Raw genomic sequence first — 17,053 nt, 5'->3', positions numbered from 1 at the left:
GGTGATTTTTTGTATACAAACAGAAGAAGAGAAAGAAGTTCTGATAATGGATTAATTTATCCATTAATTAAATTTTTAATAACCATTGTTTTTTACTTAAATATTGTTGAGTATATCAAAAAACTTTCAGATATTTTCACTAGTAGGTATTTTAAAGATAAAAGTGAAAAAATCAGATGGGTGAAAGTTAGAAGAAATAGAAACTATGCAATAGACCTATTCATAATATTAAAATTTCTATTTGTATTAATTGTTTTATTTGAAGGATACAAAAATTTATGGATATTAATTATTGTTTGGTATTTAATCGTAACTAATATTTTTACTTATTTCTATTACCATCTTTGGGTCGAGGATGCACTAAAGGAAAATCATTTAACAGTTAATAGAGTTAGAAGAAGATTTATTACCTTGTTTATTTCAATAGCTTTTATGATGTTATGTTATGTATATTTTTATTATTCCATGACTCCAGATCACTTTACATTAAATTCGAAAGATAAATGGAGTAATGAGTATATCGTATATTTTATAAATAGTGTAACGAAATCATTTGCAATTGATTTTGAATCTTTAAAGGCATCAGATCAAAAAGGTACACTAATAGAAATATCTCAAGTCATCAACATGTTCATTTTTGTTACTCTCATACTTGCAAAATCATTACCAAAAGCTGATAAAGATTAAGGAGATAATGGGATATGGCGTACAGAAATAAAGTTTATGTTTGTGTTGAATATGATAGTGATAACAAATATTATAATACATTGAAAATGTGGGATAAAAACAATAATTTCGATTTTAAATTCCATAATGCTCATGAATTGAACACCATCATGCATTTTAGTAATGAAGTAACAATTAAAAGGAGATTAAGAGAAAGATTAGTAAATACTAAATTGATGATAGTTTTAATTGGAGAAAGGACTAAGAATCATCATAAGTATGTTGGATGGGAGATAAAACAAGCACAAAAACTCGACATACCGATTATTGCAGTAAATATCAACAAAAGAAACAGAATGGATAACGATTTATGTCCAAAGTCACTTAAAGAGCAAAACGCACTACATATACCATTTAAGAAGGAAGCTTTCCTACTTGCTTTGGAATATTGGTATGATTTTTATCATAAGACAGCTAAATATTCAGGTGGAAAAAACTATTATTGGAAACAGTTTGATTGAAATCTTGATTTTATTTATTCACTTTTTAATCTAAGGTATTAAAAAGTAATTCCCTCAGCAATAAATAAGGAAGGAGTGCTGATTGGTCACTCTTTTTTTTGTTCTAAAAACATTCACAATTATACTAATAAAACGTTTCCCAAATAACTTATGATTAATCCGTAACATAATATGGGAGGTGTCCAATGGTTAATAACTTTAGACCGTGCGAAAAGTGAAATTAAGAGACTAACCTATTTAGTTGATCTAATTGAATCGTATCAACCATCCAACTTAGAAGAAGAAATTGTTAAAGAGTATGCAATCGCAAGTAGTATTCCTATAGTATCAAAAAAATTAAATGTAAGCTATGAGAAGGTTGTAGAAGTTATCAGCAGCAAAGGTAAGGATGAACTCCATAAACAAGTTAGGTCTTGGTATATGTTAAAAACAAAATCAAGTAGACGTTAAAAGGGTGCCTGAAAAGGTGCTTTTTTTAACAACTAGAAAAATAAATTATACTTTATTTATAATTTAAAGATTGTGAATGTCTACACTTAAACTAACGAAGCAGATTAGCGAAAGTTGTTGAATAGTGTATGCTGTATAATTAAAATAAATAGTGTGAAACCACGATGTAAAGATAAGGTGAAAAAAATTGGCGATACTTGAAGAAAAAGTTGAAATTGAAATAACCAGTAGAAATGTTACCCATTTTGAAAAATTAGGTTATGAAATACCTAAAGTTAAGAGAAAATGGGGCATGAGTGTGCCACAAGGGACAAAAATTAAAGTCAAAACTAAAGATTTATCAAAATGTTCAAAAGTAAGACTAACTAAAATTTGTGATGAATGCGGAGAACATAAACCCACTTCATTTCAAGTTATATTAAGATCCAGAGAAAATTCCGATGGTAAAGATAGATGTGATAAATGTGCCCGCGCTTATGGAGCTAGAACTCAAAAAGAAAACCCACCCTATGAAAAATCATTAGAGTATTATGCGTTGAATAATGATAAGGAATATCTTCTATTGGAGTTTAGTGATAACAATATTCAAAAACCAAAAAACATTTCCTATGGAAGCGGAGAAGAATATCTTTGGAACTGCCCCAAATGTAAAAACGAATATCCATTGATGGTTTACTTAAGAACCTCAAATGGGTGTAATTGTCCTTTTTGCACTAATGGAAATAAAAGAATCTTAAAAGGTTTTAATGATTTATGGAAGACACATCCTCACGTCGCTCAATTATTAAAGGACGAACAACGTGGCTATGAAGTTACTGCTAAAAGCGGAAAAAAAGAAGAATTTGTATGTAGTCGGTGTGGTTTTGAGAAAAAAACACCTGTCAGTAGTGTGACTTCTTATGGATTTTCTTGCCCGAGATGTTCAGATGGGGTGAGCTATCCAGAAAAGTTCACTTTTGAATTTTTAAGCCAATTACCTATTGAATTTGAATTTCAGAAAACATTCGATTGGTCGAAAAATATACCTCATAGCAATCCAAAGTTAAAGGGAACTAAAAGATATGATTTTTATATCCTATCTCGGAATGTTATCATTGAAACTCATGGTAAACAACATTTTGAAAAAGGTCATTTTGGCGACAGCAGTAGAACACTAGAGGAAGAACAGGAAAATGACGAATTAAAAAAGAACCTTGCCAAAGGTAATGGAATTGAGGATAGAAATTATGTGGTGTTAGATTGTAGGGAATCAACGATAGAACACATCCAAAAAAGTCTCTTTTCAAGTCATTTAGCAACAATGTTTGATCTCGAAGCTATTAATTGGCTAAAATGTCATGAATTTGGATGTAATAATTTAGTCGAAACCGTTTGTGAATTATGGGAAGAAGGAAATGGCATCATTGAAATTTGTGAGAAAGTCAAATTATCGGACATTACAACTAGAAGGTATTTAAAACAAGGTAAAGAATTAGGTTGGTGTGATTATACATTTGGAGAAGCAAGAAGAAGAGGTTCAATTATCGTTGGGAAAAAACGCAGAAAAGAAATCGTGCAACTTTCTATGGATGGAGAATTCATCAGATATTGGGAGTTTATTTCACAAGCTTCTGAAGTTTTAGGCATCACTCTTTCTAATATAACACTGACTTGTAAAGGCAAGTATAACCATGCTGGTGGCTACAAGTGGATGTACAAAGATGAATATGAAGCAAACAATAATACGCTAATAAATGAAACAAAAGATAAAACTAAAAGAAGCATCGTCAAATTAGACACATACGGTAAATTTATCAAAGAATATTCAAGTATTACAGATGCCGCTAATGAAATTGGAAAAGACAGTTCTACAATTTCTAAAAATTGTAAAGGTAAAACCAGTTTAGCTTATGGTTTCAAATGGATGTACATGGAAGATTATGAAGCCAATAATGCTCCACTTTCTTATGAAATAAAATACAAAGGAAAACGAACTATTGTTAAATTAGATTTAAACGGTAAATTTATCAAAGAATATTCAAGTATTAAAGATGCGGAGAATGAGATTGGGAAAAATCGTTCCAATATTTCTGCTTGTTGCAATGGTGTAAGAAATAAAGCTGAGGGCTTCAAATGGATGTACAAAGAAGATTATGAAGGTTTGTTAGAATGATAAAAGAATAAAGTCATTACCTTATTTAAATGATAGAACAAACAAATTACATGCCTTTCCTTATTCAATTAACGGGGGCAAGAGTTAAAGAAAGTGGATCGCTGCGGCGGTCCTTGTACCAAGAAGGAGAGACCCAGTACGTTGGAATACATATTCAGACTCCACCTTAATTGAACTGGCGGAATCATTCGCAGGATTGAGCAAGTGGAGCCCCAAATTAGATACTATGGTTATAAAAGATAATTTAGTGCCACGGTTGGAAGCAGCTAAAATGTATCAATAAGGAACATTTCCTAATTCAACTAACAGGTGCTTTTATAAAATAAAGTTTTTCCGGTTATGATCGCTGCGGCGGTCATTTTTTCTTGTTGAACTACCATGGAAGAACGGTTTAAAATTCCATCCTTTGTGGTGATTTTGTGCTGCATGGATGGCTAACGGGTGCGATTGTTTAATAAGTCATCGTTCTTTTGCTATCAACCTGAATAATGGATAGGGATTGGTGAAATTGTAAATCTGAGGTGATGTAATGCTTACAGTTAAGAATGCTGAAAGTTATCTTAAACATAAGATTGGTGATAATACCAATGATATAAAAAATGTTTGGGAAGCATTTAAAGCTTTTTCTACAGATGAGGTTGAGGGAGAAGAAGAAAAAGAAATTTTATTTCAATGTGGTGTCTATAAGTTTACTGGAGAAAAACTATTTCATTTTGATTTTATACGTCAGTTTACTGTTTATGAAGAAGATGACTATTCCCATATGGAACAGTTACACTGTGAATTTTTATTTAAACCAACAAATGAATTAAAAAAGTTAAAGGTAGAAGAATGGTCAATGGATTATGATAATATAGATAATTTTTTTAATCATATTGAAAGTCTTCAGGAGTTTAAAATACCAATAAATTTGAAACCGTTAAAATCAGAAATATATCAAGAAGAAATATAATCCTTATTGCGTTAACGGGTGCAAGAGTTGTAGATTAAGCTTTCATTGTGGCAGCTTTTCTTATTTCACTAATGGGCAGTTTAATGGAATAAGGAGTTTTACCATAAGTTAACATTAAGGAATATCATATGGGGAATATAAATTTATTCGTTTTTTGAAGTATTTTAGCAGTATAATAGTATTGGTATTTCTAAGATATTTACAAAAAGGGGATAATTCATGAAGAAATTAACCTACATATTTATGGCGTTTTTATTAGTTTTCCTTGCAGCTTGTTCATCAAATGAAACAAATAATACTCAAGAAGTAAGCAAAAAGGAAGCAGTCACTGTTGAAAGCAAAGCAAGTACACCTGACGATGAAGCGGAAAAAACGACTAGTGAAAGAGTAGTCAGTCCAAACGTTCCTGCCACTAGTACACCAACGATAACAAGTGTTAATGGTGACTTTGACTATAGTAAATATACACTCATTGAAGTAGATGGGGGAGATATGTCAGGATATAGAAAGCCGAATTCAAGAGTTGATGTTGGGTTTGGCGACAGAGAATATTGGGCTTTTACAAATGAATACGGGCAGCTCATTCGTGTGGAGGCAAAAAATGTAACACTCCAAAATCCGAATACTGAACATGTTACATCGGCTGGGCGATACTATTCTGATGAAGCAAAGGTTCCCGGTTCAGAGAGTCAAGAATTAGATGAAGGGCATGTGATTGCTGACTCACTTGGGGGAGTATCTAACGCATATAACATCACACCCCAAGACAGTATTCTCAATAGGCATGGCGATCAAGCTTATATGGAAAAAGTGATTCGAGATGCAGGAGGTTGTACAGATTTTGTAGCCGTGATTCAATATCCAAATACTCAGACGCAAATTCCCAACCATTATAAATTCACATACAAACTTAAGGGCAGAAACATTACAGATGAATTTGACAATGTAAACCCAGATGAAGTGAACAAAAATTTAGGGGAAACGAAAGGTACGAGTAGTACATCACCGATAACAGACAATGTACCAGCAAACGAAACGGAAAATAGTAATGAAGATGTTAGCAAAGTTGATACCAATCATAATGGAAGTGTTACGATCGCTGAAGCCAAAGCTGCTGGTTTTAAAATGCCAATTACGCATGATTCATGGCTTTATAAATATATGGATGATCGAGATGGTGATGGACTTGTAGGTGAGTAAAAAAACCGGATATATACACATATAACACAAAAATGAAGAAAGGCTGCTATTTTTGGCGGCTTTTTTCTTGTTGTACTTACGGGGCAGATAAGTTCAACATGAATTAAAATATTATTAACTTATCATAGACACATTTTTAAAATAATGGAATTTCAATTCTTCAATAAAATGTAAGAAAAATTCTTGTATAATGACTTTAAATAAACCAGTTTTCATGATTGAGGGGATTAAATGAGATTTTGTACAATTCCTAATAAAGCCTTACGAAGGAAATATGACAAAGCTAAAAATAAAATGGTTTACTATTACCGAGCATGTAATGCAGAAAAACAGTAAGTACAGCTTCTTGTTTCTTATTAAACAAACTGGTGAGTTTAGTTGAAGAAGGGGATTTGTATGACACGATTTGAGGTTAAATTTAAAATTTGTATGAATTGTGGACGTAAGGAAAAGACTAGTGCAAATTTTTGTTTGGAATGTAATACAGAGTTAAATATTGTAGAAGAAGAAGAAATTTCACAGCAAAGTGGTAATAGTAATTTTATGAACAGAAGACGTTTTGATAACGAAGAATATGATAGATACGGATATGATAAAAAAGGATTTAATAAATTCGGACTTCATATCAATAATACTTACTACGATTTTGATGGGTACGATAGAAATGTTTTAATCAAGCTGGTTTTGATAAATTTGGTATCCATAAGAATGGATCACGCTTCGATGAAAACAGCTTTGATAAAAACGGATATGATAATGAAGGATTTGACAAGTCTGGCTTTAATCAACTAGGGAAGACAAGGGATGGATACGATAGAAATGGCTTTGATCAGAAAGGCTTTGATCAAGCTGGATTTGACAGGGACGGTTTTGATCAGAAAGGTTTGATCAAGCTGGATTTGACAGGGATGGTTTTAATCAATTCGGTATAACAAGAGATGGCTATGATGGAAAAGGGTTCAATCAAGAGGAAATTCATAAAAATGGCACGATTTTTGATGATGAAGGCTATGCAATTGATGGATTTAATCGTTATGGTCTTGACCGTGAAGGTTATAATCGTGGAGGGTATAATGAACAAGGTTATAACCGTAGAGGGTTTAACAGAGAGGGATACGATCGGGAGGGGTTTAACCCAGAAGGCTTTGATGAAAATGGTTATGACAGGGAAGGGTTTGACTTTGAAGGATTTGATATAAATGGATATGATCCAAAAGGTTTTGATCGAGAAGGATTTGATTCATTTGGTTACGATAGCAGTGGATTTGATAGAAACGGATTCGATAGAGAAGGTTTTGACCGTTTAGGCTTTACTATTGAAGGTTACGATAGAGAAGGATTTATGGAAACAGGTTATAACAAAGAAGGTTATGATCGGGAAGGTTTTGACAGGGATGGATTTGATAGTGAAGGTTACACCTTACGTGGTTTTAATAAAGATGGTTATGACCGACAAGGTTACAATATAGATGGAGACTATAGACCTTTCATAAAAAGTTATTTGGTAAAGAATGAAGTGGTCGCTACGAATGTGTCGGTTGTTTACAGTGATCGTGTAAAAAATATTCTTTGGGAATTGAATGAGGCGGAAAAGGCGTTGGGGTATGAGATGTATGACTCGGCAGCTCGTGCGTTGAGATCAGGTGCTGAGTTTTATACAAATCAATTATGTGAGCTGACAGCAATTCATAGAGGATTCCCTGATAAATTCAAACGCCTTCAGTTTCTAAAAGATAAAAATATCATTGATTGTCATTCATTTGAACTATTAAATCAGGCAAGGTCGCTAGGGAATATGTCCAGTCATAATGAAAAGAGTGAGAGAAAGATTGAAAAGGATCACTTGAAGGAACTATATTTAGGGATTAGAACAATGGTGCATTGTTGGATTAAAGAATTAGCCTAAACTTTTTTGAGAATGTTAGGTTAGGTGGATGTTACAGCGGAATTATCCTGTTCCTATCTAAATTTAGCGTTCTTCTTGTGAGAATTGAGTTTCTTATTTTACAAAAATGTGAAAAAATGTACTTAAACTATATGGTGCAAGAGTTAAACAATGAGGTGCTGTCGCAGCTCATTTTCTTTTTGTGCTAACGGATCACGTTAATTAAACAACAATATCATTTAATAGAGGATTTGTAGCTTTCGTAAAGAAAGAGTAAATAATAAAAAATTAGGGGATGAGGAAAATTTGGAGTATATCATTCAGATAAAGCATTGGGAGGATAATGACCTTGATTTACTTTTTCGTATAAACGCTCCAGGAATTATGCAGCATCTTGGAGGTCCAGAGAGTAAAGAGCAGATTTTTAAACGACAAAAACGATTTCTTGAGCTTGGTAATAGAGGACGTATGTTTAGCATTATATTGTTACCAGAATTAGAATCAGTAGGTTCTGTGGGTTATTGGCAAACTACTTGGAATAATGAAAGTGTATATGAAACTGGACGGAGCATTCTACCCTAGTATCAAGGGAAATCGATTTATTGGCAATGGTTTTGAGATTTGAAATAACATAGATTAAAGTAAGAACGACTCGTCGATATGACGAGTCGTTAGACTTTATTGAAGATTGGTCGTCTGATTTTTCCAAAAATGCACCTTTAAAAATAAATACAGTTCTCCTCTGTTCTTTACGCAATATTGAACCTTATTTATAAAGGTCAGAGAAGTACGAAACATAGTATTAATTAACCTCGATTAGTTGTTGAATAAAGCTAATCTTAGCATTCTTTATTGTATGGTAAAGCGTATAGGGGTCATCACATTCAATATCAGGAACCTTATCCAACTCAATTTCAAATTGATTTATTATTTCATTTTGAAATGATAGAAAAAGTTCTTTATTTGGCATATTTTTTATATCTTTGTTAATCACTAGTAATTCAATAATGTAATTCACAAAGTATTTAAAGTGCTGGGGAGAAATTCCGTTATCTATAATAGTTGAAAAATATTTATCCCAACACTTAGAGGCGTTATTCCAATTTAACATACTTTCTACCGAATTAAATATTATTGCCATTTCAGCATAACAATCATAAAAGCCTGCTTGTGCTCCCTTCTTATAGTAGTCTAATGCTGTATGTAAATTTTTTTTGCACCCAAATCCCTTAGTGTACATATAACCTAATAAAAAAAAAGCTTCGGGTGATCCTAATTTTTCTGCTTTTTTAAATAAAGAAAATGCTTGTTTATGGTCTTCTAACATTCCGTACGTACCCAATAAATAATTATAACCTTTTTCAATTATACTTTGTCCTAGATCGTTGTCATCAATGCTACCCTCGTTATTACCATAATTTAATACATATTCTTCATCACTTTTCGAATATGTTGGATTAAATTCTTTTAATTGCTGAATAGCTTGTATTGCTTCATATACAGGTAAATTGAAAAACTCTCGTTTATTCGACACTCGATAGGCATTTAATTTTTCGTGAATATATTGTTCAGCCATAATACAATCTGTAAAATATTCTTGATATACGAGTGTAAAAGGAGTAGGTACACCAGTAGATTGAGATAACTCCTTTCCTCGTAACTTAGGATCTCGATTGGTTCTACCAATCTTCACTAAACCATCCATCGACATGTTTAACATCACATAAATGTATCCGTCATTCTTCACTTTTCTCCCCCGTTGTACCAGTATAATCTCTAGAATAAAATCCTTTACTTAATAATAATATAAGCAGGTTGTGGCAGGGAAACTTTTTTTAAACTTGATCAAATAACTCGATAAACTAGTTCAAAAACAGCAGGAAATTAACTTTGATTGTGGAATTAATATAAAAATAGATACTTTAACCGAGGTGTAAAAATAGTTACGTGACTTGTTAAGTGAAATTAGAATTCTTGTAAAAAAAGATGATGTAATTGAGAAAGTTTTAATAAAAACAGCAACGAGTAATAATGAAATTGAACGAAAAGTAACTGTTAAAATTGGAAAAGAAATGGTGGCAAAACCAATAAATAAACAAAAACTTAAACATCGAGACAGGCGAGTAATTAATAATAAAATAACAGATGAAGGTTTTAAAGGCGTTAATGCGTCCGTAAAGTTCTTGGATACTAATAGGACAGGGAAAGTAGACGTTATCGATTTGGATGATATAAATTATATAATCATTTTAATGGGGGTTTGTATGAAAGAAGAGCTCAGTGAATTTTTAAAACAAAATAAATTACTCCCTTATACAAATAATGATAAATGGAATGTTTTTAAAATAGAACATACAGGTGCATTACTTTATGGTTCTGTAGCCAAAAGTATAAATTCGGAATTCCGAAATTTGTTAGGTGTCTATATTTATGAGAAACAAGGAATCGTTTATTATGTAGGCGAAGGTGTACTGAAAGGTAGGATTAGACAACATTATTCAGAATCATATAAAGAAACTAAAAGAGAGAAACATGCGAGATGGTATAAGTTTTTTTCTGAGAATCTAGGGTTATTTAATATATACTGGATGAATATTGATAATCTGAATGAAAGAAAAGCAATGGAACAAATGCTGACAAGAGTTTTAGAACCAATTTATTTAAACTATTTCGAATAAAGGCAATTTAAAGTAAAACAATCATTTTAAAAGGGAGAGATGGTATGTCAGCAACAGAAGGGCAATTTGCATATGTGATTGGTGTAAAATATTCAGATGATCCTATTAGATATATCCAAGATCATATTGGTAATAAATTTGTAAACGAAGTTGAAAATGCTTTAATGTTTTATGATAAAAATGATGCATATAAATTTGAAGAGAAAATAAAAAGGAATATTGGTAAACAAAGGAACACAACTGTATTAACGTATAAGGTTTTAACCGATGAAATTAGTAAAGTTTGTAAAGTTGTAGAGGAAGTCTAATAATGCAATCTTTTAAGAGAGGAGATTTAATCATGAAGATAAGTAAGAATCAACAAATTCTAATTGATTTTCTCTTTAAAAAAGCAAATGATCAGACATTAGCAGATTTTAGTGATATTTGCACATTATATGACACTTCTCAAACTGCTGCTAGTGTACTAGGGATGGCATCCAATAAAGGACTAATCTATAAACAAGATATGGGAAGTGAGTATACTGAGTATTGTTATTTCCTTACTGATGAGGGGAGAAAACATGTTGGGTTTGTAGATGATATTGATTTTAAAGTATGGGATAAATAAAAGGTTTGATTTATTTTGGGGGAACTATGATGGCACATATACAATTATCAAACGGAATTGTTAAAATTGGGGATATTGTAAACAGAATAGATTACTACACAAAAGAAGTTGATTACTCGGTATGTTTTAGAGTAACAGGGTTTCAAACTTACGAAGGAGAATTGCAACCAACTGTAATTATGTTAAACTCTGAAACAATGCAACCATATATTAGACAAGATGGAGAACTATCAAGGACTTCTTGGCTAATACCTTCCGAAATTTTAAAAAATATTGAGTTATCTCCAAAGAAGCAAACATTCTTTTCAAAAATTTTTGGCGGTAAATAAAACAAAAATGAGTAAGGTCCTAAAGAATATTACGAACATATTATGTGTGTTAAATATTATGAGTTGCAAAATTGTCACTATTTATTCGTAAATATTTCCATTTATTATCTTCCAATAGTATATGCTTAATTTGTGACTAAAATTGGGAGGTGCTTTGTGGCAAATAAGTTTATTACATTATACAGAGCAAAAAATGAAATAAAGAGACTACAATACTATGTCAATTTAGTTGAAACATATGAACCAATTAACTTAGAACAAGAAATTGTTAAGGATTATGCTATATCGAGTAGCATTCCAGTAGTATCGAAAAGGTTAAATATTAGTTATGAAAAAGTTCAAGAAGTTATTAGCAGCAAGGGGAAAGATGAACTTCACAAAATCATTAGATCATGGTATATGCACAAAACTAAACCAAATAAACGTTAGAAGGGTACCTTAGAAGGTGCCTTTTTACATTTAATTACCATTAAAACAGTAGTTTTATCTAGTAGGTAGTCCGGGGATGGAAAAACATCCTGTGGGAAAATGCACATCGCTATATAGGTAGCAGCACAACCGATCACACAGACTGTTTATTCTCTAGACGACTCCTTTAATGTAACTTCATTGGACATAAATAAGCCAGAAACAGGATTGATGCATAAAATTAGTTACATATCTTTGTTTTTATTTATTGGTGTAATTGCACCTTTTACTCTGATCTATGAAGCCAATAAATTTTATTTTATTAATTAATAATAAAAGCGCCCCATCTCTTAATTGAGAGGGGCTTTATCTATCGAATAAAGTTTATTTGGGTTGAATACTAATGGTAAGTATTCCAGCCATATTTGATGCATTATATTCGACATTTTTATAGGTATAATTTGAATTCAATTTTGACAGATCGTCTGTATTGAATCCTAAGCCTTTCATTAAAATATCTCCTCTTTCATCCTTGCTAAGAGAAGGGTTAGAGTTTGCAATGAGGTTTGCAAATGCTAAAAGAATATTAGCGTTTTGTGCCATATCAGTACTAGACGGTTCAGCCATAAGGGTAATGTACTTTACTTTTTTTGACGTAGGATTTACGTCACTCATGAGCATTAAATAGTCATTTATTTTGGCATTTACCACCACATTATTTTTTTGTTTTGTTCTATCAGTTTCAGTAATTTCATCGATACCGGCACCTTTAATTTCCGGTACTAATGTTTCCCAACTTTTACTAAATTCATCCCATGTAAAAGCAAATACTGGTTCTTCCTCAGCTTTCTTTTTTGCTTCAGCATCGGCTTTTTTCTTAGCTTCTAACTCAGCTTTCTTTTTTGCTTCAGCATCGGCTTTTTTCTTAGCTTCTAACTCAGCTTTCTTTTTTGCTTCAGCATCGGCTTTTTTCTTAGCTTCTAATTCAGCTTTTTTCTTAGCTTCATCTTTCTTTTTAGCTTCATCAGCGGCATTTTGTTTGTCCACAGTTTTGCCATTTTTATCTTCTTCTTTTACTGTTGTTCCTATTGTTTGTTTAGAATCTGGGCTTAAAGCTCCACCAATAGCCATTAATATAAAACAACCAGCAGCAAATAACATCATCTTCTTGCCTTTTCCTTTTTTCTTAATTGCGCTCAATATTCCCAAAATAATAAACACAATAAACCCTAAAAACCCAATTCCAATTAAAAATGTACCCATGATATTTCCCCCTAATTTTTCTAGTCTAGTAGAATTATACCAGTATTACGGAATTGCAAATGTAAAAGTTTCAAAATATCCGCAAAAAATAATAAACCCTTCTCATTTTGAGTTGGGCGAAATTGTTTTAATGAAGAATATTTTTTGACTTTTAGGAAACATTAGGTTTAGTTCCCGTTGATACTCCACAACAACGAACCCCTTACTCGATTGAGTAGGGGGTTCTTTTTGATTAGAATGGTAAATTATCATTTAAAGAATTATTCCACTTTTGTTCCTCAAGTTCAAGCACCAGTTGTGTTATGTCCTGATCTCCGTTAACAATTACTTTCTCAAGTACAACATGATAAGACATTTCCTTCTTAATTTGCTTCCAAAAATCTAAAGCTACTTGTTCAGATTTCCTACCTCTTAAAGGAAAGTTACCAGTTTGCAAGGCTCTACTGTCTGATTTGTAATGTATTTCAATTACTACGTTCATTCATATCTCCTTTAATAATTAAAAAAATCATCTCTTTTCACATTATAACCTAGATTCTTTAAGGCTTTTTCAATTTCTTAAAGTTGAATAAGAATCCATTCATAAGGAAATACTTTTGGTAAAAAAAGGTAGGTGAATCATATGAGAACACGATTTGTTATTTCGGCACTTTTACTCCTATTTTGCCTTTTGGCCTTCTCCTCTAATCCAACCAAATCTGACTATGTTTCCTTTGTAAAAGAGGAAATAACAGAAGAAGGACATCCATTCATTGGTATGTTTACAAGTCCTTTGGTAAATAACTTTACCACTAAACAAAATTACGGGTTGTTTACTATCTACAAAACAAAATTCGAGGAAAAAGATAAAGAATATATGCAAGCAATTGGTATTTTCAATAACTTTTATTGGATACATACACCAGATAAATAAAACCCTTCTCAATTGAGAGGGGTTTTTAGTTTATACAGACAGTTTGTGATTATTATTCATTTTTTTCTTCCTCGTACATGTCTTCAAATTTTACGTTTAATATTTCCGTAAGTTTCATTATCTGAGGAACACTTGGGTATGTTCTCCCTGTACACCAATTACTTAAAGTATTTCTTGATATTCCCAAATGTTTTTCAATGTATTCCCTTTTGTAAGGGGATTGTTTTATGATCTCTCCAATTTTACTATTAACCATTATTCATCACCTTATTAATCTTTCGACACTGTTTGTACTATAACCTTTCACAAAATTTAAAGATTTTTTGCGTACTTTTTTGTGATAGATAGGAATAACGGACAATCCATCCCTAATACCTTGTAATATACCAAATGGAATTCCACCTCAACATACTTCTAAAGAATATTCCAGATTCATTAATATCAATAGTTTCGACACTATTTTCACTGTTCCAGATTGATGCAACTAATTACTCTGTAATTACTAAAGAGGTGGCGGTGAAAGAAGGGGGACTAAGTATGATATTTGAAGTGGCCTCAACAATTTTAATGTCAGCAATTTCTTTGAAAGCTTATCAATCTAAAAATGGGGCAGGGAACGATTCAAAAAAAATCAACAAGATTTTCGCTCTTAGTGGACTTAATGTGAAGGATGGAAATCAAACATTAACTGCTCAGCAGCTAAAAAAGAAAAATTATGATTGGGGAGTAGAGTATCGCTACCGTATTCCCTTAGGAAGGAGTTTTGAGGATTATCTTGCTAAACAAAAAACAATCGAGTCAGGGATCAATGCCCGACAAGTTAAGCTTCAATTTAAAGACCTCAAATCATTGAAATTAGATCGATATATCATTAGGAATATAAAAACACTCTACTCGAAAAAACTCACTGATAATAAAGAAATAGAGATGTTATATGACGGATTATTAAAGATTAGAGTTTACAATGAACCTTTGCCCACTGAGGTTAAATTTCAAGAAGGAAAGGGATGGAAAGTTGTATTCGGAGCAACTAGGGATAGAAATAAATTAATATTTCATAACTTTGAGAAAATCCCTCACATTTGCTTTGGTGGTGCTACAAGATACGGAAAATCTAACATGATAAATTGTATTATTACTTCTTTACTTAAGCAGCAACCTGACAATGTAAAACTACATTTAATTGATCTTAAGGGTGGAGTTGAACTTTGTGACTATGAAAACATTAAACAAACTGTATCAGTCGCATATGAACCAGAAGAAGCACTTGAAACATTAGAAAACGCTTATAACTTAATGAGACAAAAACAAGAAATACTTAAAAAGGTCAAGAAGAAAAAAGTAGAAGATGCTGGTATTGTTGAAAGGCATTTTGTAATTATTGATGAAGTTGGGGAATTGAATCCAGATGAAGCAGTGGATAAAAAAGACATCAAAGATAAAGATGGAGATTTCATTCATAAAAGTGAAAAAACCATTAAGTTAGAATGTCAAAAATACATGAGCCAAATTGCAAGGTTAGGAGCAGGCTTAGGTTTTAGATTGATACTAGCAACCCAATATGGAACTGGAGATATTATCCCACGTCAATGTAAGCAAAATAGTGATGCTAAACTTTGCTTCCGTGTTCAGTCAGGAGTAGCTTCAAGGGTTGTTTTAGATAGTGAAGGTGCAGAAACTTTGCCAAAAATAAAAGGAAGAGCAATTTATCAAATGGCAGATGAACGTGTAATTGTTCAAACTCCTCTTATCACACCTGAAGTTATTGCAGAGACGATTTCACCATTTATAATTCAAAAAAAGGAGGTTGTCAATGTTGAAACCCCTAAACAAACGACAAGAACAGATTCTTTTATCATTAAAGAAACTAGATTATCTTGACAGAGATCAACTAAACAGAATCCACAGACTAGGTACCATTCGAAATACTAACCGTATCCTCAAACAATTATCCCTCTACTTATCCAGTTATCGTGAAGACTATTCCACTATTTATTATCTCAATAAAGAAGGCAGAGAATATGTTACTTCTGAAAAAATCCGTAAGAAAACAAACTTTGTTAACCATGTATTAATGAGGAATCAATTCTACATTTATGCAGGTTTTCCGAGTGAATGGAAAAATGAAATGGAACTTAATGACGGTGAATATAAAGTTATCTGTGATGCTTGGTTCAAGTCCAATGGAAAATATCACATCTTAGAAGTTGATTACCAACAGTCCATGAAGGAAAACAGGATCAAAATTGAAAAGTACAGAGGGCTTTATAAAAACAAAGGCATGGAAAATAAATTAGGTTATGCTCCACCTCTAATATGGGTAACAACTACAGAATTACGAAAAAAGAAACTGACGGAGTTATGTAAAGGATTACCTTATGGGATTTTCACAATTAATGACATCAAATAAGGAGTGATTCTAATGAGAAAAGTAAAGACAATCAAATTTGGTGAATTTATGAATGGTGAATATAAGGAAAAACAAAAAGAAAAGAAACAAAGAATAATCCGTAAAACTACCAAAATAGCAACAGCAGCAATTTTACCTTTAGTAACTTGTGGTTCTGTAGGAACAATAGGATTTGCAATGACAGCATTAGCGGCTACAACTTCAACCAATGCGGTAACTGTGACAGCTCCAGTGGCTGTAACTGTAGGTGCAAAGGAATGGATGTCACAAGCTACTCTTAGCACATTAGCACACGTCCTTGATCCAGTTGTCGATATATTAGTAGCACTTAGTTTCCCTATTGCAAGCGTAATAATTGTAGGCTCATGTTTTCAGTTTATGTTTGATAGGGCTGATAAGGGCTGGAAAATGATTCAAAATGCTGGTTTAGGTTACGTCTTAATTCAGGTATCCCCTCTCATTTTGGACGTATTAAAGCAAGTAGGTAACGCGGTCTAAATGAGGGTTAATATAAAACTACAGCTCTAGGAGGCTACAATAATGGGAATTAAGATTAAAATTGACGGTAGAAAGTACGCACAATGCAATCAATGTGGAGTCTATCACAAGTTGTCAA

The 17,053-nt window shown here is 32.3% G+C and carries 22 protein-coding genes; 18 read left to right on the top strand and 4 right to left on the bottom strand.

The features are described from left to right. Window positions 1–9: 9 nt before the first annotated feature. From QNH17_RS16325 to QNH17_RS16285, 9 genes are all read left to right on the top strand, one after another. Window positions 10–687: a hypothetical protein gene (locus tag QNH17_RS16325; RefSeq protein WP_283873566.1), complete on the top strand. Its 678-nt coding sequence runs from the start codon at window positions 10–12 to the stop codon at window positions 685–687. A 14-nt stretch (window positions 688–701) separates the two neighbouring features. After that, entirely contained in the window at window positions 702–1,187 is a 486-nt protein-coding gene (locus QNH17_RS16320; protein ID WP_283873565.1) for a TIR domain-containing protein, read from the top strand. Between the two features lie 637 nt (window positions 1,188–1,824). Next, on the top strand, window positions 1,825–3,789 hold the full coding sequence (locus tag QNH17_RS16315; protein WP_283873564.1) for a zinc-ribbon domain-containing protein: 1,965 nt from the start codon (window positions 1,825–1,827) through the stop codon (window positions 3,787–3,789). Between the two features lie 529 nt (window positions 3,790–4,318). Next, a complete protein-coding gene (locus QNH17_RS16310) occupies window positions 4,319–4,741 on the top strand; it encodes a hypothetical protein (RefSeq protein WP_283873562.1) in 423 nt (140 codons plus the stop codon). Window positions 4,742–4,960: 219 nt separating this feature from the next. Further along, window positions 4,961–5,941, top strand: coding sequence for a DNA/RNA non-specific endonuclease (locus QNH17_RS16305; RefSeq protein ID WP_283873561.1), 981 nt, complete (start codon window positions 4,961–4,963; stop codon window positions 5,939–5,941). Between the two features lie 396 nt (window positions 5,942–6,337). Continuing rightward, window positions 6,338–6,733, top strand: a complete 396-nt coding sequence (locus tag QNH17_RS16300) for a hypothetical protein (protein ID WP_283873560.1) — start codon at window positions 6,338–6,340, stop codon at window positions 6,731–6,733. Window positions 6,734–6,888: 155 nt separating this feature from the next. Continuing rightward, window positions 6,889–7,140, top strand: coding sequence for a hypothetical protein (locus tag QNH17_RS16295; protein WP_283873559.1), 252 nt, complete (start codon window positions 6,889–6,891; stop codon window positions 7,138–7,140). 143 nt (window positions 7,141–7,283) lie between these two features. Then, window positions 7,284–7,847 (top strand): DUF4145 domain-containing protein, encoded by a 564-nt coding sequence (locus tag QNH17_RS16290; protein ID WP_283873558.1) that lies wholly within the window; start codon window positions 7,284–7,286, stop codon window positions 7,845–7,847. A gap of 285 nt (window positions 7,848–8,132) precedes the next feature. Beyond that, window positions 8,133–8,408, top strand: a complete 276-nt coding sequence (locus tag QNH17_RS16285) for a hypothetical protein (protein ID WP_283873557.1) — start codon at window positions 8,133–8,135, stop codon at window positions 8,406–8,408. Window positions 8,409–8,628: 220 nt separating this feature from the next. Here the strand turns inward: QNH17_RS16285 and QNH17_RS16280 are convergent, their stop codons facing one another. After that, window positions 8,629–9,573: a GIY-YIG nuclease family protein gene (locus QNH17_RS16280; protein ID WP_283873556.1), complete on the bottom strand. Its 945-nt coding sequence runs from the start codon at window positions 9,571–9,573 to the stop codon at window positions 8,629–8,631. A gap of 205 nt (window positions 9,574–9,778) precedes the next feature. On the opposite strand from QNH17_RS16280, the gene QNH17_RS16275 reads away from it, so the two are divergent. The 5 genes from QNH17_RS16275 (at window position 9,779) to QNH17_RS16255 (ending at window position 11,872) form a co-directional block, all read left to right on the top strand. Then, window positions 9,779–10,504: a hypothetical protein gene (locus tag QNH17_RS16275; protein WP_283873555.1), complete on the top strand. Its 726-nt coding sequence runs from the start codon at window positions 9,779–9,781 to the stop codon at window positions 10,502–10,504. Between the two features lie 44 nt (window positions 10,505–10,548). Then, entirely contained in the window at window positions 10,549–10,812 is a 264-nt protein-coding gene (locus QNH17_RS16270; protein ID WP_283873554.1) for a hypothetical protein, read from the top strand. Between the two features lie 32 nt (window positions 10,813–10,844). Then, window positions 10,845–11,114 carry a hypothetical protein gene (locus QNH17_RS16265; protein WP_283873552.1) on the top strand — a complete coding sequence of 90 codons (270 nt, stop codon included), beginning with the start codon at window positions 10,845–10,847 and terminating at the stop codon, window positions 11,112–11,114. Window positions 11,115–11,143: 29 nt separating this feature from the next. Continuing rightward, entirely contained in the window at window positions 11,144–11,443 is a 300-nt protein-coding gene (locus tag QNH17_RS16260; protein ID WP_283873551.1) for a hypothetical protein, read from the top strand. Window positions 11,444–11,599: 156 nt separating this feature from the next. Continuing rightward, a complete protein-coding gene (locus tag QNH17_RS16255; protein WP_283873550.1) occupies window positions 11,600–11,872 on the top strand; it encodes a hypothetical protein in 273 nt (90 codons plus the stop codon). A gap of 363 nt (window positions 11,873–12,235) precedes the next feature. On the opposite strand, the gene QNH17_RS16250 is transcribed toward QNH17_RS16255, so the two are convergent. Both QNH17_RS16250 and QNH17_RS16245 read right to left on the bottom strand, forming a co-directional pair. After that, window positions 12,236–13,114, bottom strand: coding sequence for a hypothetical protein (locus tag QNH17_RS16250; protein ID WP_283873548.1), 879 nt, complete (start codon window positions 13,112–13,114; stop codon window positions 12,236–12,238). A gap of 232 nt (window positions 13,115–13,346) precedes the next feature. Continuing rightward, window positions 13,347–13,595 carry a hypothetical protein gene (locus QNH17_RS16245; protein WP_283873547.1) on the bottom strand — a complete coding sequence of 83 codons (249 nt, stop codon included), beginning with the start codon at window positions 13,593–13,595 and terminating at the stop codon, window positions 13,347–13,349. A 141-nt stretch (window positions 13,596–13,736) separates the two neighbouring features. Between QNH17_RS16245 and QNH17_RS16240 the strand changes: the two genes are divergently transcribed. Further along, entirely contained in the window at window positions 13,737–14,027 is a 291-nt protein-coding gene (locus QNH17_RS16240) for a DUF4359 domain-containing protein (protein WP_283873545.1), read from the top strand. A 52-nt stretch (window positions 14,028–14,079) separates the two neighbouring features. Here the strand turns inward: QNH17_RS16240 and QNH17_RS16235 are convergent, their stop codons facing one another. Continuing rightward, a complete protein-coding gene (locus QNH17_RS16235) occupies window positions 14,080–14,283 on the bottom strand; it encodes a helix-turn-helix transcriptional regulator (protein WP_283873543.1) in 204 nt (67 codons plus the stop codon). A 281-nt stretch (window positions 14,284–14,564) separates the two neighbouring features. Here QNH17_RS16235 and QNH17_RS16230 point away from each other — a divergent pair, with 281 nt between their 5' ends. From QNH17_RS16230 to QNH17_RS16220, 3 genes are read left to right on the top strand one after another with little or no spacing between them, the layout of a single operon-like run. After that, window positions 14,565–15,908, top strand: coding sequence for an FtsK/SpoIIIE domain-containing protein (locus QNH17_RS16230; RefSeq protein WP_283873541.1), 1,344 nt, complete (start codon window positions 14,565–14,567; stop codon window positions 15,906–15,908). Next, window positions 15,841–16,437, top strand: coding sequence for a replication-relaxation family protein (locus tag QNH17_RS16225; RefSeq protein ID WP_283873539.1), 597 nt, complete (start codon window positions 15,841–15,843; stop codon window positions 16,435–16,437). The genes QNH17_RS16230 and QNH17_RS16225 overlap by 68 nt, the downstream gene beginning before the upstream one ends. Window positions 16,438–16,449: 12 nt before the next feature. Further along, window positions 16,450–16,935, top strand: a complete 486-nt coding sequence (locus QNH17_RS16220; protein WP_283873538.1) for a hypothetical protein — start codon at window positions 16,450–16,452, stop codon at window positions 16,933–16,935. Window positions 16,936–17,053: the final 118 nt, after the last annotated feature.

This window comes from Neobacillus sp. SuZ13 (genome assembly GCF_030123365.1).
Lineage (GTDB): Bacteria > Bacillota > Bacilli > Bacillales > Cytobacillaceae > Neobacillus.
The sequence above is the reverse complement of the archived record's forward strand: the minus strand, read 5'-3'. Positions and strand labels throughout refer to the sequence as shown.